General features: G+C 54.2%; 20 protein-coding genes. 8 read left to right on the top strand and 12 right to left on the bottom strand.

Going from position 1 to position 24,308, the window contains the following annotated elements; genetic code table 11:
* Positions 1 to 61 precede the first annotated feature (61 nt).
* Positions 62 to 1,123 (top strand): protease SohB, encoded by a 1,062-nt coding sequence (gene sohB / locus VV869_RS00765; protein WP_337733118.1) that lies wholly within the window; start codon positions 62 to 64, stop codon positions 1,121 to 1,123.
* 104 nt (positions 1,124 to 1,227) lie between these two features.
* Here the strand turns inward: sohB and VV869_RS00760 are convergent, their stop codons facing one another.
* Positions 1,228 to 1,476: a YciN family protein gene (locus tag VV869_RS00760; protein ID WP_337733117.1), complete on the bottom strand. Its 249-nt coding sequence runs from the start codon at positions 1,474 to 1,476 to the stop codon at positions 1,228 to 1,230.
* A gap of 630 nt (positions 1,477 to 2,106) precedes the next feature.
* Between VV869_RS00760 and topA the strand changes: the two genes are divergently transcribed.
* Positions 2,107 to 4,752, top strand: coding sequence for a type I DNA topoisomerase (gene topA / locus VV869_RS00755; RefSeq protein ID WP_337733116.1), 2,646 nt, complete (start codon positions 2,107 to 2,109; stop codon positions 4,750 to 4,752).
* 119 nt (positions 4,753 to 4,871) lie between these two features.
* Here topA and miaE read toward each other — a convergent pair whose 3' ends face one another.
* On the bottom strand, positions 4,872 to 5,666 hold the full coding sequence (miaE, locus tag VV869_RS00750; RefSeq protein WP_337733115.1) for a tRNA isopentenyl-2-thiomethyl-A-37 hydroxylase MiaE: 795 nt from the start codon (positions 5,664 to 5,666) through the stop codon (positions 4,872 to 4,874).
* 153 nt (positions 5,667 to 5,819) lie between these two features.
* On the bottom strand, positions 5,820 to 6,581 hold the full coding sequence (locus tag VV869_RS00745) for a DNA repair protein (protein ID WP_337733114.1): 762 nt from the start codon (positions 6,579 to 6,581) through the stop codon (positions 5,820 to 5,822).
* 73 nt (positions 6,582 to 6,654) lie between these two features.
* Between VV869_RS00745 and VV869_RS00740 the strand changes: the two genes are divergently transcribed.
* From VV869_RS00740 to VV869_RS00725, 4 genes are all read left to right on the top strand, one after another.
* Positions 6,655 to 6,873, top strand: a complete 219-nt coding sequence (locus VV869_RS00740; protein ID WP_337733113.1) for a hypothetical protein — start codon at positions 6,655 to 6,657, stop codon at positions 6,871 to 6,873.
* Positions 6,874 to 6,901: 28 nt separating this feature from the next.
* Positions 6,902 to 7,876, top strand: a complete 975-nt coding sequence (cysB, locus tag VV869_RS00735) for an HTH-type transcriptional regulator CysB (protein WP_337733112.1) — start codon at positions 6,902 to 6,904, stop codon at positions 7,874 to 7,876.
* Between the two features lie 147 nt (positions 7,877 to 8,023).
* Entirely contained in the window at positions 8,024 to 9,235 is a 1,212-nt protein-coding gene (locus VV869_RS00730) for a methyltransferase (protein WP_337733111.1), read from the top strand.
* Between the two features lie 2 nt (positions 9,236 to 9,237).
* Entirely contained in the window at positions 9,238 to 9,966 is a 729-nt protein-coding gene (locus VV869_RS00725) for a sulfite exporter TauE/SafE family protein (RefSeq protein ID WP_337733110.1), read from the top strand.
* Here VV869_RS00725 and VV869_RS00720 read toward each other — a convergent pair.
* From VV869_RS00720 to VV869_RS00710, 3 genes are all read right to left on the bottom strand, one after another.
* Positions 9,963 to 11,954, bottom strand: coding sequence for a putative bifunctional diguanylate cyclase/phosphodiesterase (locus VV869_RS00720; protein WP_337733109.1), 1,992 nt, complete (start codon positions 11,952 to 11,954; stop codon positions 9,963 to 9,965). The genes VV869_RS00725 and VV869_RS00720 overlap by 4 nt on opposite strands.
* 164 nt (positions 11,955 to 12,118) lie before the next feature.
* Positions 12,119 to 12,805 (bottom strand): DUF3943 domain-containing protein, encoded by a 687-nt coding sequence (locus tag VV869_RS00715; RefSeq protein WP_443147279.1) that lies wholly within the window; start codon positions 12,803 to 12,805, stop codon positions 12,119 to 12,121.
* A 307-nt stretch (positions 12,806 to 13,112) separates the two neighbouring features.
* Positions 13,113 to 14,321, bottom strand: a complete 1,209-nt coding sequence (locus VV869_RS00710) for an aromatic amino acid transport family protein (RefSeq protein WP_337733108.1) — start codon at positions 14,319 to 14,321, stop codon at positions 13,113 to 13,115.
* Between the two features lie 543 nt (positions 14,322 to 14,864).
* Here VV869_RS00710 and VV869_RS00705 point away from each other — a divergent pair.
* Entirely contained in the window at positions 14,865 to 16,094 is a 1,230-nt protein-coding gene (locus VV869_RS00705) for a CinA family nicotinamide mononucleotide deamidase-related protein (RefSeq protein ID WP_337733107.1), read from the top strand.
* 323 nt (positions 16,095 to 16,417) lie between these two features.
* Positions 16,418 to 18,016 (top strand): EAL domain-containing protein, encoded by a 1,599-nt coding sequence (locus VV869_RS00700; protein WP_337733106.1) that lies wholly within the window; start codon positions 16,418 to 16,420, stop codon positions 18,014 to 18,016.
* A gap of 180 nt (positions 18,017 to 18,196) precedes the next feature.
* Here the strand turns inward: VV869_RS00700 and yfaE are convergent, their stop codons facing one another.
* From yfaE to VV869_RS00670, 6 genes are all read right to left on the bottom strand, one after another.
* Entirely contained in the window at positions 18,197 to 18,496 is a 300-nt protein-coding gene (gene yfaE / locus VV869_RS00695; RefSeq protein WP_337733105.1) for a class I ribonucleotide reductase maintenance protein YfaE, read from the bottom strand.
* Entirely contained in the window at positions 18,493 to 19,626 is a 1,134-nt protein-coding gene (gene nrdB, locus VV869_RS00690) for a class Ia ribonucleoside-diphosphate reductase subunit beta (RefSeq protein WP_337733104.1), read from the bottom strand. The genes yfaE and nrdB overlap by 4 nt, the downstream gene beginning before the upstream one ends.
* 55 nt (positions 19,627 to 19,681) lie before the next feature.
* Positions 19,682 to 21,949 carry a class 1a ribonucleoside-diphosphate reductase subunit alpha gene (gene nrdA / locus VV869_RS00685; RefSeq protein WP_337733103.1) on the bottom strand — a complete coding sequence of 756 codons (2,268 nt, stop codon included), beginning with the start codon at positions 21,947 to 21,949 and terminating at the stop codon, positions 19,682 to 19,684.
* Positions 21,950 to 22,331: 382 nt separating this feature from the next.
* The gene (locus VV869_RS00680; RefSeq protein ID WP_337733102.1) at positions 22,332 to 23,009 is read right to left on the bottom strand and encodes an HAD family hydrolase; all 678 of its coding nucleotides are present in this window, start codon (positions 23,007 to 23,009) and stop codon (positions 22,332 to 22,334) included.
* Between the two features lie 184 nt (positions 23,010 to 23,193).
* A complete protein-coding gene (gene ubiG / locus VV869_RS00675) occupies positions 23,194 to 23,904 on the bottom strand; it encodes a bifunctional 2-polyprenyl-6-hydroxyphenol methylase/3-demethylubiquinol 3-O-methyltransferase UbiG (protein WP_337733453.1) in 711 nt (236 codons plus the stop codon).
* A 188-nt stretch (positions 23,905 to 24,092) separates the two neighbouring features.
* Entirely contained in the window at positions 24,093 to 24,227 is a 135-nt protein-coding gene (locus VV869_RS00670) for a hypothetical protein (protein WP_337733101.1), read from the bottom strand.
* Between the last annotated feature and the right edge of the window lie 81 nt (positions 24,228 to 24,308).

Genomic DNA, 24,308 nt, shown 5'->3' with positions numbered 1-24,308 from the left:
ATAGCGGTATGGGTGACAACTTGGTTACAATGAAGAAAATGCCAAAAATGAGGACTCAACATTGGATTTTTTGTTTGATTACGGGCTGTTCCTGGCCAAGATTGCCACGGTTGTGATCGCCATTGTCAGTATTTTGGTACTGGTCAAAGGGCTGAGCGGCCGCCAGGGCGGACAAAAAGGCGAGCTGGAAGTGACGGATTTGACCGAGCAGTATAAAAACACGGTCCACCAGCTGGAAGCCCACCTGTATGACAAGCCGTTGCTCAAAGCACGGGAAAAAGCGTCGAAAAAATCGGATAAAGAAAAGAACAAGGCCCGTCAGAGCGAAATCAAAAAAGCGGCCAAGGAAGGGGAGCTGTCACAGGCTCGTGAGCCGCGGTTGTTTGTCCTCGACTTCCACGGCAGTATCGACGCCCGGGAAGTGTCGGCACTCCGGGAAGAAGTGAGCGCCATCCTGGCCGTGGCAATGGAAGGCGACGAGGTGCTGCTGCGTCTGGAAACCGGTGGCGGGATGGTTCACGGTTACGGTCTGGCTTCTTCTCAGCTGGATCGCCTGAAATCAGCCGGGATCACTCTGACCATCGCCGTTGATAAAGTGGCGGCGAGCGGCGGTTATATGATGGCGTGCGTTGCCGATAAAATCATCTCGGCCCCGTTCGCCGTGGTGGGCTCCATCGGGGTGATTGCCCAACTGCCGAACTTTAATAAAGTACTGAAAAAGCACGACATTGAATTTGAGCAAATCACCGCGGGTGAATTCAAACGAACGCTCACGATGTTCGGCGAAAACACAGATAAAGCGCGAGATAAGTTTAAGTCTGAGATCGAAGAAACTCACGATTTGTTCAAGCAGTTCATTGCCGAGCATCGCCCGGCCCTGGATCTGGGTGCGGTGGCAACCGGTGAACACTGGTTTGGCAAGCAGGCCCTGGCGTTGGGGCTGGTGGATGAGATCGGCACCAGTGACGATGTGATCGCCGCTGCGTGTCAGGACCGGGAAGTGCTGGCCGTACGTTATGTTCAGCGGAAAAAGCTGGCTGAGAAACTGGCCGGTGCGACCGGCGAAGCCGCAGACAGCCTGTTGCTGAAGTGGATCAGCCGTGGCCAGCGCCCGATTGTCTGAGCCATTGGCAGCTTATTATTTTACCTTCGGGTGAAAGCATCACAGCCCCGCCATGCGGGGCTGTCATTTTTCTGACGCACTGGCATGGTTGACCCGGCGGCCGGTTAGTCGGCCAGGGTAAATTCCGGCGAGAGCTGATGGGCCAGATATTTGAACATATTGAACACGGCGGTCGTTTTTTCGGTCGGCAGGCCGCGGCCATCCAGAAAATATTCGCCACGGAAGATCAGGACCTCGTCTTTTTCTTCGACCGATGTAGCGCGCATGCCTTCCTGGTAGGCCTCGTGGTCCTGGATCAGTTGGTTGGCGATCATCAGTAAGTCTGCGGCAGCAATGGCTTTTTTCTCGCTCATGGGTGTTCCTCTGTTTGTAGCGGCCAGACCTTGCATCAGGTCTTGATGTTGGGCGATTGAAACTCGGCACTGAACATCAGGCCGTTCGCCCGGGCTCGATGGCGCCAGTGTATTGAAGTTCGCCGCAGAACTCAAATCCATAGATAAAAGAGGGAATTAAGAGAATTGGTTAAAGAGTGTGTGGGTTTGGTGAAAATATCCACGATTTCTGTGAGCCAAGACAAAAATTCATGGGTTTGAATAGTCAAAGCAGTGCCGAGGTGGTAATCATTAGCGCCCATCGCCCCTTTCCGGAAAGCGGAACTGGAAATGAGGCGGCGTTGTACGACCACAAATACAGTCGGATAAAGGGTTTAACCTGTATTTAACAAGTGGGGAAGGGACGAGCAAACAATTCGTTTTCGGCAAAAAGCAGTTGACCTTCCCGGAATGTAGCCCAATATGTAAATACCAGTCACATTAAGTAACTATCTGTCCTGAATGCTGGTTTTGTCTTGCGTGACGACCGTTTAGGAATAGTTATTTAATCAGATTGGTTAGTTAGCGTTGCCGTGCCACTGGGTAAAATTTACGTGCAACTATTTGTTTAATTATAAAGTTTTGCGAGCACGAGGACGTAATTGAGTCATTATGGGTAAATCTCTCGTTATCGTGGAGTCACCAGCCAAGGCGAAAACTATAAATAAGTACTTGGGTAAGGACTTCATTGTTAAATCAAGCGTGGGTCACGTCCGTGATTTGCCGACGGGTGCACGAAGCACGGGTAAAAAAGCGGCCCCGATCTCTACCAAAGGGTTGAGCGCCGAAGAGAAAGCCCGCATCAAAAAAGAAAAAGAACGTAAGGCGCTGATTAACAAGATGGGGGTCAACCCTTATCAGGAGTGGGAAGCGCACTATGAAGTGCTGCCGGGGAAAGAAAAAGTAGTCCATGAACTACAGAAGCTGGCAGCGGATGCTGACTATGTCTACCTCGCGACCGATTTGGATCGCGAGGGAGAGGCAATTGCGTGGCACCTTCGTGAGCTCATCGGTGGCGATGAGGAACGCTATAAGCGCGTGGTTTTTAACGAGATCACCAAAAATGCAATTCAGCAGGCGTTTGAGCAGCCTGGTGAAGTCAATATCGACGGCGTGAATGCACAGCAGGCCCGACGTTTTCTGGACCGGGTGGTCGGCTTCATGGTCTCGCCGCTGCTGTGGAAGAAAGTCGCCCGTGGCTTGTCCGCCGGTCGCGTTCAGTCCGTGGCCGTGAAGCTGATTGTTGAGCGTGAGCGCGAAATCAAAGCCTTCACTCCGGAAGAATACTGGGACATGCACGCCAACACTCACACGCAGGGCAGTGATGCCCTGCGCCTGATGGTGGCGCAGCAGGCGGGGAAAACATTCCGTCCGGAAAATGAAGCCGATACCATGGCAGCCAAGTCGCTGCTGGAGCAGGCCGCATTCACCGTGGTGGAACGTGAAGACCGCCCGACCAGCAGTAAGCCTTCTGCACCTTACATTACCTCGACGCTGCAGCAGGCGGCCAGTACGCGCCTGGGCTACGGGGTAAAACGGACCATGGGCCTGGCCCAGCGTCTGTATGAAGCCGGTTATATTACCTATATGCGTACCGACTCGACGAACCTGTCCAAGGAAGCGGTCGAATCTGCACGCGAGTACATCGGCAGCGAGTACGGCGAGAACTATTTGCCGGCTAAGCCGAATGTGTACGGCAGCAAAGGCAACGCTCAGGAAGCGCACGAAGCGATCCGTCCTTCCAACGTGGAAGTGAAAGCGGAGCACCTGGAAGGCATGGATCAGGACGCCGTCAAGCTGTATGACCTGATTTGGCGCCAGTTTGTGGCCTGTCAGATGGTCCCGGCAAAATATGACTCCTCGACCATTACGGTGGAAGCGGGCGAGTTCACGCTGAAAGCCAAGGGACGCACGCTGCGTTTTGCCGGTTGGACTCTGGTTCAGCGCCCGTCCGGGAAGAACGAAGATACGACCTTGCCGATGGTGCATGTCGGTGAGACGCTGAAGCTCGAGAGCCTGGAGCCGAAACAGCACTTTACCAAGCCACCGGCACGCTTTACCGAAGCGGCGCTGGTCAAAGAGTTGGAAAAGCGCGGCATTGGCCGCCCGTCGACTTATGCGTCTATTATCTCGACCATTCAGGATCGGGGTTATGTGCGGGTTGACCAGCGTCGTTTCTATGCCGAGAAAATGGGTGAAATTGTATCTGACCGTCTGGATGAGAGCTTCTCGGATCTGATGGACTATGATTTTACCGCCCGGATGGAAAACAACCTGGACAAGATTGCCGAAGGCCAGGTGAACTGGAAGAGCGTACTGGATCAGTTCTTCAGCGATTTCTCTGCCGAGCTGGAAAAAGCAGAGTGCGATGAAGAAGAAGGCGGCATGAAGCCGAATAAGATCGTGCTGACCGATATCGCGTGTCCGACTTGTGGTCGCCCGATGGGGATCCGTACGGCATCGACCGGGGTGTTCCTCGGTTGTTCCGGTTACGCGCTGCCGCCGAAAGAGCGTTGTAAGACCACCATTAACCTGGGCGATGAAGAAGGGATCGTCAATGTCCTTGAGGAAGACGTGGAAACGGCAGCCCTGCGCGCCAAGAAGCGTTGTCCGAAGTGTGATACGGCGATGGATGCCTACCTGATCGACCAGGAGCGCAAACTGCATGTCTGCGGTAACAACCCGCTCTGTGACGGTTATATCGTCGAGAAAGGGGAGTTCAAGCTCAAGGGCTATGAGGGCCCGGTGATTGAGTGTGATAAATGTGGTTCGGACATGGAACTGAAGAACGGTCGGTTCGGTAAGTACATGGGCTGTACCAACGAAGGCTGTAAGAATACGCGGAAGATTCTGAAAAACGGTGAAATTGCGCCGCCGAAAGAAGATCCGGTGCACTTCCCGGAACTGCCGTGCAGCCAGGATCCGGATGCGTACTTCGTGTTGCGTGACGGTGCTTCCGGTCTGTTTATGGCCGCTAGTACGTTCCCGAAATCCCGGGAAACCCGTGCGCCGCTGGTCTCCGAGTTGGCCCGGTTTAAAGAGCGTCTGACGCCGAAGTTTGCTTATCTGGCCGATGCGCCGCAGGCCGATCCGGATGGTCGTCCGACCGTGGTGCGCTTTAGCCGCAAAACGAAGGAAAACTATATTCGTTCGGAAATCGACGGCAAGCCTTCCGGCTGGACCGGGCTGTTTATTGACGGGAAATGGGAAATTACCGACAAGCGTAAAAAGCCGAAAGCTGAAAAATCGGAAGACTAATCCGACATCAAAAAAACCGCCGAAAGGCGGTTTTTTTACGGCTGAATACCACGGTCCAATCTGGGCTTTATCAGACTCGGGTGACATCGGGTGATGATGTCACCGCTAAGCTGAATCGCTCAAGCTACCTGGCAGCCTTCGAGCGGGACACCGCTGTGGAAGCGGAAGGTGTTATCCGGCTGGGTGATCAGTTCGGCTTCCCGGGCACCGATGGCTTTCACCCGCGCCGTGATGTCTTCTCCGGCAATCGCTTCAGCCAGAGTCAGGTAGTCCTGGTAATGGCGCGCCTCGGAGCGCAGCAGCGAGATATAAAACTTCTTCAGCTCTTCATCAAGAAAGGGCGCCAGCTTGGCAAATCGCTCACAGGAGCGGGCTTCGATATACGCGCCGACAATCAGTTTATCGACCAGAGTGCCCGGCTCGTGGGTGCGGACGACTTTCATCAGCCCCCGGGCGTAGCGGCCAGCCCGCAGGCTGCTGTAGGGGATCCCGCGGCTTTCCATAATCTCGAGCACCTGCTCAAAGTGATGGAACTCTTCTTTGATCAGGCGAACCATCTTCTCAATCAGCTCCTGACCATGGGCAAAATCGCTGCGGGGCGTCAGCGGCGCCGACAGGCCGTTTTTCTTACCGTGAAACGTGCGGGTATCGCGCAGCTTGCCATAAACGAAATCTTCATAAGGCTTGGCCCAGGCCAGTAGCGCCTGGCCACTGTCGGCATCAACGGCGTACTTGCGGATCAGGAACATGGCCGTTTGGCTGGCTTTCAGTTCACAATTGCAGTGGTCGACCAGCAGGGCCGTCAGGTTCTCCGGTTTCCGGGCTTCCTGGATCCAGCTGTCGGGGGTGTCGCACTGAAGGAATTGTTTGATTGGCGATAACAGCTCGTCAATCATGCGCTGAGTGTCGTTCATGGGCATTCGCGTTGCGTCAGATATTCAGTGAATAGGAAATGAGGCGGGGAGTATAGCAAGTTCTGCCGGTTGCGTCTCAGTCGGCGCACAACGGCGGCTGAGGGATCAAAAAAGGCCGCGAGGGCGGCCTTCTTTATCAGTTCATGCTACGGGTTACCATTTGCGCTTCGGTTGGAACAGCACATCCAAATCATCTTGCTCGCGCTTGATGATTTGCTGACGCTCAAGCTCATGGCTTTGATTCTGGCTGTCATCAATTTCATGCAGCATGGTCTGCAGCTTTTCCCGGGCCTGATTGGCATAACCATCGTTCTTGCTGGCCAGTACATCAATGCCTTTTTTCAGCAACTGCTTGGCCGTGCCTAACTGGCGCTTGGCCTTGGCATCGTTGGCACGCTTGATGACGTTTTCAATGTTGATCCGGAGCTGGATCCCTTCCAGGCGGGCATTCTCAGTCACAAAGGACTGGGTCGGGAAGCGGCCTTTACTGTGTTCGTTGCGGATCACGGTTTTCAGGCGTTTCACCAACTGCAACATCCCAATGGCCTGTTTATCGGTGCTTGGCACCTTGAACGGAGTAATGTCGGCGTTAGAATAGTTTTCCTGCAACTGGCGAATTTGTTCATTCACATTACGGATCCGCGGCGGCAGGCTTTTGTCGGACGGATCGGTCTCACTCATGCTTTCCAGAGAGTGCAAAACACGTTGGTTCAGACACACCAGAAGCTCTTTACTGTAAGGCAGATGATGGGCGTTTCCAATCAGTTCTTCCGTCGCATCAATGGTGGCAATGAATTTGGCCAGTTCCTGATTCTTTGCACTTTCAAGGCGTTGGCGATATTGAACGATCACGTTGTAGCCAATAACCAAGATCAGCAATAGTGAAATCAGGCCAATCATTAAAGGGATACTCATAAGATACGTCTGTCTTCCGTGCGTTTGAACGAGCTTCATAAGATACACTATCTGTGAATCCCGGGATAGCGCAGTGGTGATTTTTGCTAGCTTTATCTGTTTATCTGCAGCTTTTGATGGCGCTGGCTTACTTGCGGGAACATCTCAGGTATCATTCTGCCTCGGTCAACAATCGGCCGCCATTTTTCTGAACAAAAAGCGGGCTTGTCCGGGCGGTTTCGCCAAAGAAATGCTAGGAAAGTGGCGGGATTCGATATATAACATGATGAAATACATGGTTGCACTGATATGATGTAACGGACTATAAGTTGGGCGGTACCATGAAATTACAACAGTTAAGATATATTGTTGAGGTGGTGAATCATAACCTCAACGTTTCTTCGACAGCAGAAAGCCTTTATACCTCTCAGCCGGGGATCAGTAAACAGGTTCGTTTACTGGAAGACGAGCTGGGTATCCAGATCTTCGAGCGCAGCGGCAAACACCTGACCAAGGTGACGCCGGCCGGGGAAGAAATTGTCCGCATCTCGCGGGATATCCTGTCGCGGGTTGAAAGCATTAAGGCCGTGGCCGGCGAGCATACCCATCCGGAGATGGGGACGCTGAATATCGCGACCACGCATACTCAGGCGCGTTATGCGCTGCCTTCCGTGATCCAGGGATTTACCGCGCGGTATCCGAAAGTGTCCCTGCATATGCATCAGGGGACACCCTCTCAGATTGCGGATGCCGTGGCCAAAGGAACCACGGATTTTGCGATTGCCACCGAAGCCCTGCATCTGTATCAGGATATGATCATGCTGCCGTGCTATCACTGGAATCGCTCGATTGTAGTGAAAGCCGATCATCCGCTGGCCAAGAAGTCTGAAATTACCATTCATGATCTGGCTGCGTATTCGCTGGTGACTTATGTCTTCGGCTTTACTGGCCGCTCCGAGCTCGACAGTGCGTTTAACCGCTCCGGCCTGACGCCGCGTATCGTCTTTACTGCAACCGATGCTGATGTGATCAAAACCTATGTCCGCCTGGGAATTGGTGTCGGGGTGATTGCCAGCATGGCGATGGATCCGGAGAGGGATGGTGATTTAGTGGCGATTGATGCCAGCCATATCTTTGAAGCCAGTACGACCAAGATTGGCTTTAAGAAAGGTACCTTCCTGCGCAGCTACATGTACGATTTTATGGAGCGCTTTGCCCCGCACCTGACCCGCAATGTGGTAGATCAGGCCGTGGCGCTGAAAACCAATGCCGAAATTGAAGCCATGTTTGCCAACATGGCATTGCCGGTCCGCTGACGGGCCGCCCCGCAAAAATCGACGAACTTGACCCAGGGCTGTCACACGACAGCCCTTTTTGTTTGCCTGCGCCAGAACGGAGTAGGTTGAAGTGCTTCACTGGTATAAAATACCGTTCTTGCTACTATCCCCCTGAGAGTTCTACCCATGACAGGAATTTCGCCGCGGTTTTGTCGTCTGGACAAGCTGCTGACAGACAATCGTGCGTTCTGGCAGTTCATGCCGTTTGCTTCGCCCGAGCTGGTTTGGCAACACAGCCACCCAGCGCTGTGTGAATGGCTGGACGGGCTGAGCGATGCGGCGATCGCCGAATACCTGCAGAATGGTGAATCGCTGGCGCAAGCCTTGTCCCCCAGGCTGCCGGATGCGCCGGAGTTGTATCACCTGTCACAGCTTGAATCTCTGGTCGATCTGACCGACTGCGGTCCAGAATCCGCCTGGCCCAAGGGGCTGGAGGTCGGGATCCCGGGGCGAAAATGGCAACAGATCACTGCGTTTAACCAGGCCATTCCGATGCTGAAGCTGCCTTTGCTGGAGTGGTGTGCCGGGAAAGGGCACTTGGGGCGGGTGTTGGCGGTCCGTCATCAGATGCCGGTGGTCAGCCTGGAGTGGCAGCAATCTTTATGCGAAGACGGGGAGATGGCGGCACGACGGCTGCAATTGCCGATCCGGTTCGTTCATGCCGATGCCTTTGATCCGGCCAGTGCGGCGCATGTGGTGGCCGAGCAACATGCCGTAGCGCTGCATGCCTGCGGTGACTTGCATGTGTCGCTGCTGCAGCAGGTGGCCGCGCGTCAAGGAAAAGCCGTAACCATTTCTCCGTGTTGTTATCACCTGATCCGCGATAGTCACTACCAGCCGCTGTCTCAGGCGGGCCGGGAAAGTCAGTTACAGCTGAGCAAACATGACCTGCGGTTGCCGTTGCAGGAAACGGTCACTGCCGGGCAGCGGGTTCGCCGTCAGCGTCGGACTGAGGTGAGTTTCCGGCTGGGATTCGACAGCCTGCAACGCCATCTGCGCGGCAGTGATACGTATCTGCCGGTACCGAATGTGCAAAAAGCCCAGTTGAACGAGGGTTTTGCCAGCTTCTGCCGTTGGGCGGCCGAAAAGAAGCAACTTGAGCTCCCGGCTGCGATTGATTTTGAGCACTGGTTACACTTGGGCGAGCAACGTTTTGCCCGGGTCGAGCGGATGGAGCTGGTACGCCAGCTGTTCCGTCGGCCGCTGGAAATGTGGCTGATTGAAGATCGGGCCGAATTTTTGGCCGAGGCCGGCTATCAGGTCACGGTCGGGACGTTTTGTGACAAACCCGTCACCCCCCGCAATATTCTGATCCACGCCGAACGAAAGGATTACTGAGGATGGAAACCAGCACCCTGGTCTATTGTGCCCTGGCATTGGCCGCGGGCTGCTTTGTACAAAGTACCGTCGGCTTCGGGATGGCGATTGTCGCCGCGCCGATTGTCTATTTCTTCGAGCCGCGATTTGTCCCGGGCACGATTACTCTGGTCGGTTTGGTGCTGGCGCTGATCAACATGTGGCAATATCGCCGGATGCTCTCGTTCAAGGGGCTGTCGGCTGCGTTTATCGGTCGGGTACCCGGGACCATTGCCGCCGGGTTCCTGCTGCTCTATATCAGTGCCGAATCACTGGCGTTGGTACTCGGCGTTGGGGTATTGCTGGCGGTGGTGATCAGCCTGATGAAAGTGCGGATCAAGCCGACCGGTAAAGCTCTCTTCTGGGCCGGGTTTGCTTCCGGGCTGATGGGAACCAGCACCAGCATCGGCGGCCCGCCGATGGCGTTAGTGTTGCAACATGCCGAAGCCGGGAAGCTGCGGGCGAACCTGGCCGGTTATTTTGCCTTTAGCTGTGTGCTGTCGCTGATCGCCCTGAGTGCCACCAACCACTTCAGCTGGTGGCATTTTCAATATGGCGTGATGATCCTGCCGGCGCCAATCCTGGCAACCTGGCTGGCCTACCGGATCCAGCATCTGATCCGGGCTGAGTGGCTGCGCTATGCCTTGCTGGTGCTGTGTTCTGTTTCCGGTGTCATCGCCATCTGGCAGGGTGTCAGTCCGTACTGGGCCTAGCTGGCCAGCATATCCACCGGGGACCGGGGGCTGGCCGGGATGCTGTTGAGCAACTTGAAATCGCTGGCCTCAAGCTCGGCCGGCGGCATCGGTCTGCCCAGGTAATATCCCTGGCAGTAATCGAACTGACACTGCTGCAAGTACTGTAATTGCTTGAGGGTTTCGACGCCTTCGGCGACCACCTTCAACTCCAGTTTTTCACAGATCGCCCGGGTCGCTTCAATGATCGCCTGGCTGCTTTTGTGCTCCCCCTGAACAAAGCTCTGATCCAGCTTGACGGTACTGATCGGCAGATCCTGCAACTGGGACAGCGATGAATACCCGGTGCCGAAATCGTCGAGATACAGCTCGAGTCCCAACCCGGCCAGCGCATCCAGACATTGTTTGGCTTCGTCGTAGTCCTGCAGCATGGTGGATTCCGTCAGTTCCAGCGCCAGTTGCGAGGGATGGATATCATACTGGAGCAGTAATGCTTCGATCGACGGTGCCAGGCTGGCCTGGAGCTGTGCCCGGGACAGGTTGACGCTGATAACAAACCGGCGCTGATATTTCTCAGACCAGGCCGCCAGTTGCTGGCAGGCCGTTTTGAGGATCCAGTGGCCGAGCGGGACAATCTGTCCGGTTTCTTCGGCCAGGGGAATGAATTCGGCCGGGGAGACCTGGCCCAACTCCTCGTCATACCAACGAATCAGCGCTTCAAATCCACTCAACTGGTGGTTGGCCAAATCCACAATAGGTTGATAGTAGAGTTCAAAATTGCTGGTTTCCAGAGCCAGGGTCAGATGATGGCGCAGGGTCATTTTACGATACAGGGCATCAGCCATATCCGGCGAGAAGTGATGGCTGCGGTTGCGGCCACGCAGCTTGGCCCGGTGCATTGCCATATCGGCCTGGATGATCAGGGTATCAATCTCTTGTGAATCCTCAGGGAAACTGGCGATCCCGATGCTGCACCCGACCGAGAGATCGCCAACTTCCTTGATGTGGAACGGCTTGTTCAGCGCGGCGATGATTGACTTGGCGAACCGGGCGGGCGAGTCGATATTGCGGTGCTCCACCTGAATGATAAATTCGTCTCCCCCAAATCGTGCCAGTAATCCCTTGTTTTTGACGCAATCTAAGATCCGGATGGCAACGGCGCGCAGCAATTTGTCTCCGATTGCGTGGCCATAGGTGTCGTTCACCAGTTTAAAGCCGTCCAAATCCAGGAAAAACAGGCTATACGGCTGACAGGCGTGTTGGTATTCGGTAATCGCTTTCGTCAGGCCACGGCGGTTGAGCAGGCCGGTCATGAAGTCATGTTCGGCGTTATAGCGAGCCTTGCTGAGCTGCTCTTTTTCCTGGTTGATGTTAATCAGGCTGAGCAGCAGTTGGTGTTTATCCTGCAGCCATTGGCCTTGAATCCGAAACCAGCAGTGGCTACGTCCGGTCCAGCATAACTTCTTCAGCTGTAGTGTTTGCTGCTCACGGGCTTCTGCTAACCAGCGCTCAGCCAGATCGGTGTCGCCGAGAAAATTCGCCAGGCAGGATAACTGGCTGCCAAAAGCTTGCTCAAAGGCGGTGTTGGCGCTGAGAAGCGTACCGTCAGCAGAGAACAAAAGGGCCAGGTTGGTGCAGCCGGAAAAGGCCAGCTCCCGTCTGAGGGTGGATTCTTCATCGATCACTTCAACCAGCATGGCCAGCCTGCCGTCCGGCAGCGGGATGCCGGAGAAATGGCACAGGGCTTTTTTCTGCTGGCCTTTGGGCGTGAAAGACCACCAGGTTTTGATGGCTTCCCCGGCAGCAAAACGTTGCTGGTAGACTTCCAGCTGCGCACGGACGGCCTGGGTCATATCGAGCCCCAGATCCCGGGCGGTCAGCTCGTCGAGGGATCCCGCTTCCCAAAGCGGGAGTGAGGCTGGATTGGCCCACAGAATTTTCTGTTGCTGGATATCGAACACCCAAACGGGTGACTGAAGGCGCTCAAAAAGCGAAAAAGTATGGTTCATGACCAAGGCTGGATGTTAATGATATATATAGTAACAACAGGTTATATGAAAATGGTCGCGCTCAGTACGCAGAGAAGAAAAAAGCGTGATATGCATTCATGAACAGGAAGGTTGGTAAATTAAACCATTGAAGCATAGATGAAAAAAGTATAATGATTTTTTCGTTAATACTCGACGGACAGGCGCAGGCCAATAAATGGGTCGGCGTATGGGCTCGGTTGCACCGGATTGTGCAACTGGGGTGAGGGCATCACGCGCCATGGGGTCGTGGTGAGCTGCAGGTGTACCCCCTGATCCCACCAGTTACTGACCCAATGATGAATGTGTCCGACCGGGTTGAGTAAGAATAAACTGACGTCACCCCAAAACGCCGAATGCATCACGCGACCGCCGTTTGCCACAATCTCTGTCTCCGTCTGGAGCATCCATTCTCCCACCGCAGCGCCGAAGACGGGCGTGACAATTAAATCCTGAATCGAGGGTCGCTCGGCAATGGCCTCAATACCGTATTCCCAATAAAACGTCGACAGGGCCGCAGAATAGAGAAATGACTCCCAGATATCGAAACCGGCATGACGGGCCGTCGTGTAGTAAACGCCGCCGAAGTAAGGGTGCGTGACGTAGTTCAGAAAGTGGTCGTCCTCATCCCACACCGGCCCAGAGGTGACATTATCGAGCCATTTTTGCGCCACACTATCGGGGCTGCGCTCTTGCGTTCCCCAGTGGGTAATACTCTCCGGAAGCAGGGTCATCAGGCCTGCGGTCGCGACGCTCAGGCCCAGAATGGTATAGGACTGGGTTTTGAGGTACGGCCAGTCTTTCTCCTCGGCCGATACCCTGTATCGTGGCAATGTTGCGGGGGCATCATCGGATGGCGCGGGAACAGTCACGGGCGGGGAAGCGGAGAGGTGGTACAGAAACAGATCGGGTGTCGGCGGGACGGATGCGGGCCCGTCGGCGGGCGAGGCGGAGAAACTGAGAAACGTGCTCAGCGACAGACATATCGGGTAAAGGATCCGGCTGAGTCGCAATCGGGGCTCCTACCTGAGGGGTTGATCAGTCAGTGCCCTTAAGTATCAGTGAAAACAAGGGAAAAACCCACCCAAGAAAAAAGGCTTGCACAGCAAGCCTTTGGATCAAACCTTTGCAAGGTCGCAGTTATCCCACCGCAGGGATCACCCCGGCCATTTGTAGAAACTGTGCGGAAATGATCAGGATCCCGGCACCTGTTGCCGCCAGCAGGGCCACTGAGCCGCCACGGACCTGGTAGCTGTCGTCCTGTAGCGGACGCTGGCGGCGTTGGGCTTTCACCATCGCAACCGGCAGGAAAATCGCCAGGATCACCAGAGCAATGGCCGCGAAGCCAAGCGCCGTGATGAAGCCTTGCGGGTAGAACAGGGCAAAGCACAGCGGTGGGACAAAGGTGATCAGGGCGGTCTGTAGTCGACCGGATCCAGTGGTACCGCGGTTTAAGCTGTCTGCCATGAAGTCGAACAGACCCAGGCTCACACCGAGGAAGGACGTAGCCAGGGCCAGGTCGGCAAAAATAGAGACGGATTGGCTGACGGTCGGGTTGTGCAGCAGCTCACTCAGGGTCGCAATAAAGGCACCCAGCGTGGTACTGGCCATGAGGTCCGGCTGGCTCAGCACGCCCTGGCTGGCCACTTGCCACAGGACGTAGATCACCAGCGGTGTCGCCGAACCGAGGATCATGATTTTACGCAGGGACTTCATGTCCAGACCCACGTAGCGAACAATCGACGGAATGCTGCCGTGAAACCCGAACGAAGTGAAAATCACCGGCAGGGCAGACAGCAGCAGTCCTTTTTGGACCGGCATTTCAACCAGGTGGACGCTCTGAACGTGCGGCGCCAGCAAGACCAGCATGGTCGCCAGGGCAACCAGCTTCAGAGTGAACAGGGCACGGTTGACGAGATCCACCGAGTGGGTGCCGACGCAGACAATCGCGCCGAAAATCACCGTAAACATCACCGTGCTGGCCTGCGCACTGATCTCCAGCCCCATCCAGTTGTTCAGCTTGTCATTGAGTTGGGCACCGCCCCCGGCAATGTAGGCCGCGCACAGAGAGTAGAACAGAAACATCACGGCAAAACTGGCAACAATCTGACCTTTACGGCCCAGCAGCTTCAGCGCCAGGGTGTGTAAGGTGGCATCATGATCCTCATGCTGATGGACTTCCAGCATTAACAGTGCGGTGTAAATCATTAGCGCCCAGATCCCGAGCATGGTGAGGGTTGCGGTGGCAAAGCCGAGTCCGGCTGAGGCCAGGGGAAGTGCCAGCATGCCGGCACCGATGGTGGTCCCGGCGATGATCAGGGTACTGCCGAAGGTTTTGTTCATAGACATTGGGTTGAAGCTCCCGGTTATTTTCTTTTGTTTTATGAGGGAGATAGCGTGCAAACTGCCTGTGGTTGTACTCTCCCGGTTTTTGGGTTGAGGACTGAGTTTAGTTGGGTCTCCAACTTTTGCCTCAAGGGGGGGGCGGCCACAATCGCACGATGAAGATGAATAGGGCATAAATGGTAACTTTTCTTTACACCCGATCGAGCCATTGTGGCTATCGATAGAAGGTATTGCGGTGGTGCTTATTCATGCGATGTCCGTATTTCTTTAGTGATAAAATCTGGTTTGATTAGGTGTCACACCTTAATCTCTGGATTGCTACCTTAAAGATGGATGTCTCCTCTGTCAACCTCAAAGATACAGCATGTAAACTTATGATTACGATTTGCGGTGATTGTTTCTCTGAGAAGCGGACCGTTTCTGTCTGGCAGGGTGAGCTGCAATTGTACTTTCTCTGCTCAACCGGATTCATACTTATGTCATTTACAGCCGAAACTGGTGTAAGGTGTATAACAGTTCGATAACAATCATGATGAGGAAGAGCGTGTGCGGGTAGCAATGATCAGTACTGGTGAAGAAGTGTTGCATGGCGATATTGTCGATACCAATGCAGCGTGGTTGTCGCGGCTGTTTTTTCAACACGGTTTCCCTTTGTCCCGTCGGACAACCGTCGGAGATCAGCTGGCTGATCTGGCTGCGGAGATCGAGCACTGCAGCCTGACGGCTGATATCGTGGTGGTGAACGGCGGGCTGGGCCCGACCACTGATGATTTAACGGCGCAGGCCGCGGCCATTGCAGCGGACAGCGGGTTGGAGCAATCGGACCACTGGGTGGCGCAGATGGAAGCCAAATACCAGGCGATGGGGCGGGAGATGCCGTCCACCAATCTGAAGCAGGCCATGCTGCCGGAAGGGGCGGAGCTGCTGGATAATCCGATCGGAACAGCCTGCGGGTTTGCGATGAAGCTGAACCGGGCCTGGCTGTACTTCACCCCCGGTGTCCCGAGCGAATTCAAACGTATGGTAGAGCATGAGATCCTACCCCGGCTGAAACAGCGTTTTGGGGAGGGTGCGGCATTAGATTGTCATCGTTTTTATACCTTCGGCCTGTCTGAATCCGGGATTGGCCAGACACTGGCTGCGATTCAATTACCGGCGGGCTACCAGCTCGGTTATCGCTCTTCTCTGCCATTTATTGAGGTGAAGCTGTTCGCTCCCCGTCATGACGCTCAGGCACGGAATATTCAGCAGCAACTGGTGGCGTGTCTGGGTGACAACGTGGTGAGTGTGGATCAGCCATTGGTCACGCACGTAGGCCAGCAGCTGCAATCTTTAGCCCTGGATTTAATGGTGATTGAGCGATCTTCCGGCGGCTGGCTGACGAATTGGCTACACAGTGATCCCCTTTGTCGTCAGGCGTTGCGGATTGGCCAAACCCAGGCGGCGGATCCCGGAGAGCAGGAACGCTCACTGGCTGCAATGATGGCTTATGCGACGGAAGAGTGGGCGCAGTCCGGCGCGGCACTGGCGCTGATCTCGGGGGCGTGGAGCGAGCGTGGTTTCCAGGTCGGCTTGGTGACCCCGACCGGTTGCTGGGCCCAGTGGGTTGCGACCCGACGGGAGTATAGCGATCAGGCACAGCACACGATTGTCGCCACAGTGATGCTGGATATGCTGCGGCGTTATCTGGACACGCAACCGGTGATTGGCCAGTATGAGTTTCTGACCTGTGCAGAGCAGCTTCAGCTTCCGGTGCAGGCGGTTTACGCAGAGTAAACCCTAAGCAGTTATCGCGCGATAGGTTGAATGAGGCCGCCGTCAGGCGGCTTTTTCGTGCCCACGAGGCCCGTTGGGCTGATGCGACAGTACCGGCTTTTATTTGCAACTACTGGCGTATTAAACAAATTTGTGTGAAACATTTCGTGCAACCGAAAAATTCCCTTGATTTTGTGATGTTATTTTCATGGGTTTCTTTTTATTTATTATGAATCTGGGTAACATCATCACGACTTTAAAATTTGATACGGCTTCCAAGTTTCTTTCAGCGTTGCTGCAAGATTTCAATAATTGTTTAACTGATGATGAGATATCGGTTTCGTATGGGAACAAAACCGCAGGATCATGGAAAACGCGCTGGTTTGAACCGGATATTGCTGCGTGATATTGCCGTGATTTATTTGCTGACGTTTCTGGTCAGCGTGCCTTTTTATTTCTGGAAGCTTCATTCTGATTTGACCAGCCTGGGCGTGTCAGCACTGGCCCGAATCGATCAATTTGTTGATCAAACAGCCAATAGCCTGGTACCGCTGGTCAGCCAACCCAAAACCTGCTCGACATCTGAAGTGGCACAGCTCAGAGAAACGGTTTTTCGTTCCTACCGCGTCAAAGAAATTGGCCTGATCCGCCCGAAAGGAGAGGTGTTCTGTACCAGTAACCTCGGGCCGACCTCGATTCAAATCTATGCCGAGACCCTCAGCCGATGGCATCAGGCAGCAGATGGCCGGACTCTGGCGCTGGTGCGGGCCAAAACCGGGCGAACCCATTCGCTTTTTGTTTACCTGCAAGGTCCCCATGGAATGGGGGCCAATGCGTTGATCCCACCGGATGTCCTTAATGAGCTGGTTGGCAAGGGCTTCCCGTTCCCGGAGCTGCCGTTTGCCGTTAAAGTGGCCGGCAACGCCCTCGCGGGCGTGGTGAATGCGCCGCTGGAAGCGGGCGAGATGGATCCGGATACTCTGAGCTTTCATTCCACACAAAACCCGGTCGAGTTGCAGTTTCTGGTGACACTGGCATTTCAGCGCGCTTATATGCTGGAGCAGTGCTGGATCTCGCTGGTGCTGGGTAGCCTGTTCAGTGCCATTTATGCGTATATCAGCCGTCGCCGGGTTGCCCGGCAGTCATTACCGGCAACCTTTGAGTGGGCGCTGAAAAACAAGGAGCTGGAAGTCTTCTTCCAGCCGATCATGGATACGGATCTCGGCGGTCCGCTGGGGTTCGAGCTCCTGTTGCGCTGGCACCATCCGGTGCATGGGATTATCTCGCCGATGATTTTTATTCCGCTCGCCGAGCAACTGGGTAAGATTGGCGCCCTGACTGATTTCGTGATCGACACCGCTATCGGGTTTATTGAGACAAATCCGGGCTTGATGAAGTCGCGCTATCTGGCGATTAATGTGAGCCGCCAGCTCTTGCTCGATGCGCATTTTGCTGAGCGGGTTTGTCGTCGTTGTGGGCGTAGCCAGCACCTGATCCGCCATTTGTTGCTGGAAGTGACCGAAGATCTGGCGTTTTCCGATCAGGAGATGGATCAGGCGATTACCCAGCTTCATCTATTGCAACGGCACGGGTTCCGGATCGCCGTCGATGATTTCGGCACCGGATATTCGGGGCTGGATTTGCTGCGCCGGTTTCCGTTTGATGTGGTGAAAATTGACAAGGTGTTTATCAAAGAGCTGCTGCCGGAAGGCAATGCCGTGGCCTTGCTCGATTCGATGATTGGCCTCGCGGACGGCTTAGGGATGGTGGTGATTGCCGAGGGGGTCGAAACTGCCCAGCAGGCGGATAGCCTGCTCCAGCGGGGCGTGAATCATCATCAGGGCTTTTACTATGCCAAACCCATGCCGCAGTCTGCTTTGTTATCCTGGCTGGCCACCGTTGGTGTCGGTAAACCGGTGGTCGTGATGGCCGCAGAAGCCTAAGAAGATACGTTGTAAAAATAAAAAAGAAGAGGATGAAGAGGATTCAGCAGCAAGCGGTGGTGACACAAGCCAGCCCTTAGTCGCAACAATTAGTCGCAACAATTAGTCGCAATAATTAGTCGCAAAAATGCGCAGTGGCGCTATAGCTCTGCCGTTGTTTGGGCGCGGTAAAGGAATGGCTTAGCGGTTGACGACGTCGCTGCTTTGCAGTTCGACCGGGGCGAGCTGGTAGTCAAACTCGAGTTCGAGATGACTTTTCGGCACGGCGCAACAGGCGAGGATTTCGTTGGGGCCGACAAAGGCCATGGCGTCTTGTTGATCGACGGCGCCGACCTTGAGTTTGCAGCGACAAGCACCACACATGCCGTTGCGGCACTGGTACTCAGGCTGAAAACCGGCGTTTTCGAGCTGAACCAGCAACGGTTCGCGGCTGTTGCCGCAAACCGTTTGGCCGTTAACCTTGAAGGTTAATCGACTCATAGCTCAAAATCACCCAGATCGTCAGAGCTGACGTCATTGTCGATCTGACCGACCAGATATGAACTGATTTCTGCTTCCTGTGGTGCCACCTGAACGTTGTCAGAAGATAACCAGGCATTGATCCAAGGGATTGGGTTCTGGGTTGCGCCCGGGTAGGCATGCTCCAGACCCACTGCAGCCATACGCAGGTTGGTGATGTATTCGACGTACTGACACAGGATGTCTTTGTTCAACCCGATCATCGAACCGTCTTTGAACAGGTATTCCGCCCATTCTTTCTCCTGCTCGGCAGCTTCCTTAAACAGGGTGAAACATGCCTGAGTACATTCCTGAGCAATTTCAGCCATTTCCGGATCGTCCTGGCCGGTACGCATCAGGTTCAGGATGTGCTGGGTGCCGGTCAGGTGCAGGGCTTCGTCACGGGCGATCAGCTTAATGATCTTGGCGTTGCCTTCCATCAGCTCACGCTCGGCAAAGGCAAACGAACAGGCAAAGCTGACATAGAAGCGAATCGCTTCCAGCGCGTTGACCGACATCATGCACAGGTACAGCTTTTTCTTGATGTCACGCAGGTTCACCGTGATGGTTTCACCGTTCACGGTATGTGTCCCTTCACCAAGGCGATGGTAGTCGCTGGTGGCGTTGATCAGATCATCGTAGTACTTGGAGATATCGCCGGCCCGCTTGATGATGTGCTCGTTATCGACGATATCGTCAAAGACCACAGACGGGTTGTTGACGATATTGCGGATAATATGCGTGTAAGAGCGGGAGTGAATCGTTTCTGAGAACGACCAGGTTTCAATCCAGGTCTCCAGCTCCGGAATCGAGACGATTGGCAGCAGGGCTACATTCGGGCTACGGCCTTGAATCGAGTCCAGCAGGGTCTGGTACTTCAGGTTGCTGATGAAGATGTGGCGCTCGTGGTCCGGGAGATTGTTATAGTCAATCCGGTCGCTGGAGACGTCTACTTCTTCCGGACGCCAGAAGAACGAAAGCTGTTTCTCAATCAGCTTTTCAAAAATTTCGAATTTTTGCTGGTCATAGCGCGCCACATTGACGGGCTGACCAAAGAACATCGGCTCGTGGAGCTGATTGTTATTGGTTTGACAGAAAGTGCTGTATGCCATCTTATCCTCAACTTCAAAGGGGAGCCGAAGCTCCCTCTCTAAATTGTGCTGTTACTTAAATCTTGCAGCTGGTGCAGTCGTCCGCGGAAACATCGCCCTGGCTATCCGAAGCACCGTCACGGGTGTTGTGGTAGTACAGGGTTTTCACGCCGAGTTTATACGCTGTCAGCAGGTCTTTCAGCAAGAGTTTCATTGGCACTTTGCCGTTTGGCTGAATGCTTGGGTCATAGTTGGTGTTGGCAGAAATCGCCTGGTCGATGAATTTCTGCATGATACCCACCAGCTGCAGGTAGCCGTCGTTGCTGCCGATATTCCACAGCAGCTCATAGTTGTTTTTGTACTTGCTGTACTCAGGCACAACTTGCTTCAGGATGCCGTCTTTAGACGCCTTTACCGAGACATAGCCGCGTGGTGGTTCAATGCCGTTGGTCGCATTCGAGATCTGCGACGAAGTCTCAGATGGCATCAGGGCCGACAGGGTCGAATTGCGCAGACCGTGGGTCTTGATCTCTTCACGCAGCGTTTCCCAGTCGTAACGCAGCTCAGCATTGCAGATGTTATCGATATCTTTCTTGTAGGTATCGATCGGCAAAATACCTTGGGCATACGTGGTTTCGTTAAATGCCGGGCAGGCACCTTGCTCTTTCGCCAGGCCGACCGATGCTTTCAGCAGGTAGTACTGAATGGCTTCGAAGGCTTCATGGGTCAGGTTATTGGCACTGCCGTCTGAGTAACGTACACCGTGCTTGGCCAGGTAGTAGGCGAAGTTAATCACACCGACACCCAGAGTACGACGGTTCATGGTGGCTTTGTAAGCCGCCGGTAGCGGGTAGTCCTGATAGTCCAGCAGGGCGTCCAGGGCACGTACCGTCAGGTCGGCCATTTCTTCCAGGTCGTCCAGCGTATCAATGGCACCCAGGTTAAAGGCAGACAGCGTACAGAGGGCGATTTCACCGTTCTCGTCTTCGACGTTGTTCAGCGGTTTGGTCGGCAGCGCAATTTCCAGGCACAGGTTCGACTGGCGGATTGGCGCGACAGCCGGGTCAAACGGGCTGTGAGTGTTACAGTGGTCAACGTTCTGGATGTAGATCCGGCCGGTCGAGGCACGCTCTTGCATCAGCAGCGAGAATAGGTCAATCGCTTTGATGGTCTTACGCTTGATGCGCTCGTCTTGCTCGTATTGCTCATACAGGCGCTCAAACTCAGCCTGGTCCGCAAAGAAAGCGTCGTACAGGCCCGGAACGTCAGACGGTGAGAACAGGCTGATGTTGCCGCCTTTGATCAGACGGGTGTACATCAGTTTGTTGATTTGTACGCCGTAGTCCATGTGACGGACGCGGTTTTCCTCAACCCCGCGGTTGTTCTTCAGCACCAGCAGCGATTCAACTTCACCGTGCCAGATTGGGTAGAACAGGGTGGCTGCGCCGCCGCGGACACCGCCTTGCGAGCAGCATTTGACTGCTGTCTGGAAGTATTTGTAGAACGGGATACAACCGGTGTGGAAGGCTTCGCCGCCACGAATTTCTGAGCCCAGGGCACGGATACGGCCGGCGTTGATGCCGATCCCGGCACGCTGAGACACATAACGTACAATCGAGCTGGCCGTCGCGTTGATCGAATCCAGGCTGTCATCACACTCAATCAGCACACAAGAGCTGAACTGACGCGTCGGGGTGCGAACACCGGACATGATCGGCGTCGGCAGCGAGATTTTGAACTGGGAAACGGCATCATAGAAGCGCTTGATGTAGTTCATGCGCGTCTCTTTCGGGTATTTCCCGAACAGACAGGCTGCAATCATCATGTACAGGAACTGGGCGCTCTCGAAGATCTCACCGGTCACCCGGTTTTGCACCAGGTATTTCCCTTCCAACTGCTTCACCGCGGCGTAGGAAAAGTTCATGTCACGCCAGTGGTCGATGTAGGTGTCCATCAGGTCGAATTCTTCTTTGCTGTAGTCTTCGAGCAGATGGCGGTCGTATTTCCCTTTCTCAACCAGGGTGCTGACGTGGGTAAACAGTGTTGGTGGCTCGAACTGACCGTAAGCTTTCTTACGCAGATGGAAAATCGCCAGGCGTGCCGCCAGATATTGGTAGTCTGGTGTTTCCTCTGAAATCAGATCAGCCGCTGCTTTGATGATGGTTTCGTGAATATCCTCAGTTTTGATGCCGTCATAAAACTGGATGTGGGATTTCAGCTCGACTTGAGAGACCGAAACATTTTCCAGACCTTCAGCGGCCCAGGTGATCACTCGGTGGATTTTATCCAAATCGATACTTTCTTTGCGTCCATCACGCTTGGTAACAGTTAGCTGTTGATTCATTTTTGACCGTTTTCCCAGAAATTCGCCAATAACAGGGTGTTTTGCAACTTTTTCGTGAAAAGTTGTAAAGATTGTGATCTTAGTTACAACTCTAAGTCTAGTCGAAAAACACTACATATTGGGGTGTTGAGCTTATGGCGTTACAAGATAGTGATGAAGCGCGGGTATTGCAAGGTGGTAATTTTTGGTCACCTGTGGATAACGTGGGGATGGCAAGAAAAAAGTTGGTGCCTACTAACTGATTTAGGCAGATACGCCAATATAATAGAAAAAATCAACGAAACCGGTCGATAAAAATTGGTCCGAAAAAAAATATTTTTCTTGATTTTTTGCCGGACCGTCACCGCAAAATTTCCCCTGAACTTATTGATTAAGAAATGACTTATTCGCCCTTTCTTTGCAGCTCCAGGATCTCAATTAAGGCTTCCGGCGTGGGTAAAATTTCGCGGGCCAGCCAGTCATCCGGGCGGTGTTCTTTGCCGATATAACCCCAACCGGCAACCAGACCATGCATCCGGGCTGCGTTGGCGGCAATCATATCTTTCTCGATATCGCCGATGTAGGCGCAGGCCGTATGTGGGATCCCTAGTAGCTCGCTGGCATGCAGCAGCGGCTCGGGGTGCGGCTTGGCAACGGCCAGCGTATCGCCGCATACCACCACCTGGGCTTTCAGCAGCTCCGGGAAGAACGGCAGCAGGAGTTCCGTGAGAAAGCCGGGCTTGTTGGTCATGATCCCCCAGGGAATATGCTGCGCTTCTAGGTAAGCGAGCACTTTGTTGACTCCGCGGTAGATAGACGTCCCTTCACAGATATTTTGCTGGTAGTAGTGCAGAAACTCCCGCCGTAGCTGAGCCGCATCCAGGTGGGCCGGAATGGTGCCGAAGCCGGCGGTGAGCAGCCCTCTGGCCCCGTAGCTGGTGTTGGCTCTGATCTGCTCATCGGTCAGCGGCGCCTGATCATAGTCCGCCAGTACTCGGTTGGCGGCTTCGGCCATATCGGGGGCGGTATCAAGCAGGGTGCCGTCAAGGTCAAACAAAATCGCGCGGATCGGTGAGTTCATGCTTTATATCCTTATAAAACCGGAGACGGGCGCTGGTGAGCCCGGTATGGGTGAATTTGGCCCGGCAATGCCTGGCGAAGCCCGTGTCATCCTGTTTCTTAGTTTAGCCCGGGTTCTTCGTGTCGCCCGGACGTGAGTTCTGCTGGGTGGATCAAAAAGGGCGCCTGATGGCGCCCCGTGTAGATTAGACTGGTTTGACGGTATGGACGATGTAGTTGACATCGACATTCTTGCCCAGCCAGTAACGATCGGTCAGCGGGTTATAGTGCAGGCCCGTAATGTGGCGATCCTGCAACGGGGTCTGATCGATCATCGCCATCAGCTCTGACGGGCGAATAAATTTGTTGTGATCGTGTGTTCCTCGCGGTACAAGCTTCAGGATTTGCTCAGCACCGACGATGGCAAACAGGTAAGCTTTGAGGTTGCGGTTCAGGGTCGAGAAGAAAACGTGGCCGCCCGGTTTGACCATTTGGGCACACGATGCAATTACCGAGGCCGGATCCGGGACGTGCTCCAGCATTTCCATGCAGGTCACCACATCATAGGTTTCCGGGAATAGCTCGGCGTGTTCTTCGGCGGTGCGTTGCACATACTCCAGCTTCGTTCCGGTTTCCAGGGCATGAAGGCGGGCTACGGTCAGCGGCTCTTTGCCCATATCCAATCCGGTCACCTCGGCACCTTCCACGGCCATGCTCTCGGCCAGAATGCCCCCGCCACAGCCGACATCCAGAACTTTTTTGCCAAACAGGCCGTCGGCATGATCAATTACATAGTTCAGCCGCAGGGGATTGATTTGGTGAAGCGGCTTGAATTCACCCTCCAGGTCCCACCAGCGCGAGGCCATTTCTTCAAATTTCGAGATTTCTGCCGGATCGACATTCAACTGCTTGGTCATTGTCATCGCCATTTTCCTTTTTCGGTTGCCGGCATTATAACGAAATCACAAAAGTGAAATATTAATTTCTGCACAAACAGCACACTTGGCATCAATGGACGTCCGAAAGAAGACGAGACCGAAGGCCGGAGCAGGGGGGCAGGAAAGGAAACAGGCAGCAGACTCCGGCAGGCTGCTGCCTGGATTCATCAGTTCTGGCTCAGGGTGATGAATTCCGGTGCCAGTGAGCCGGAGAACAGCGTCATGGCAGCAAGAATGAGCATCAGGATGTATTTCCCGCCGATGATACAGAGTCCGATGGTGTTGATGGCTTGGCTTAACATGGTGACCTCACTTATTTTTCTGTGAAAAAATAAAGATTCAGGTCCGTTTGATACAGCTAAACAGTTGGCGCACTTATTATT

Origin of the sequence: Photobacterium sp. MCCC 1A19761, from assembly GCF_037389125.1 — a bacterium.
In the GTDB taxonomy this organism is placed as follows: Bacteria; Pseudomonadota; Gammaproteobacteria; order Enterobacterales; family Vibrionaceae; genus Photobacterium.
The sequence above is the reverse complement of the archived record's forward strand: the minus strand, read 5'-3'. Positions and strand labels throughout refer to the sequence as shown.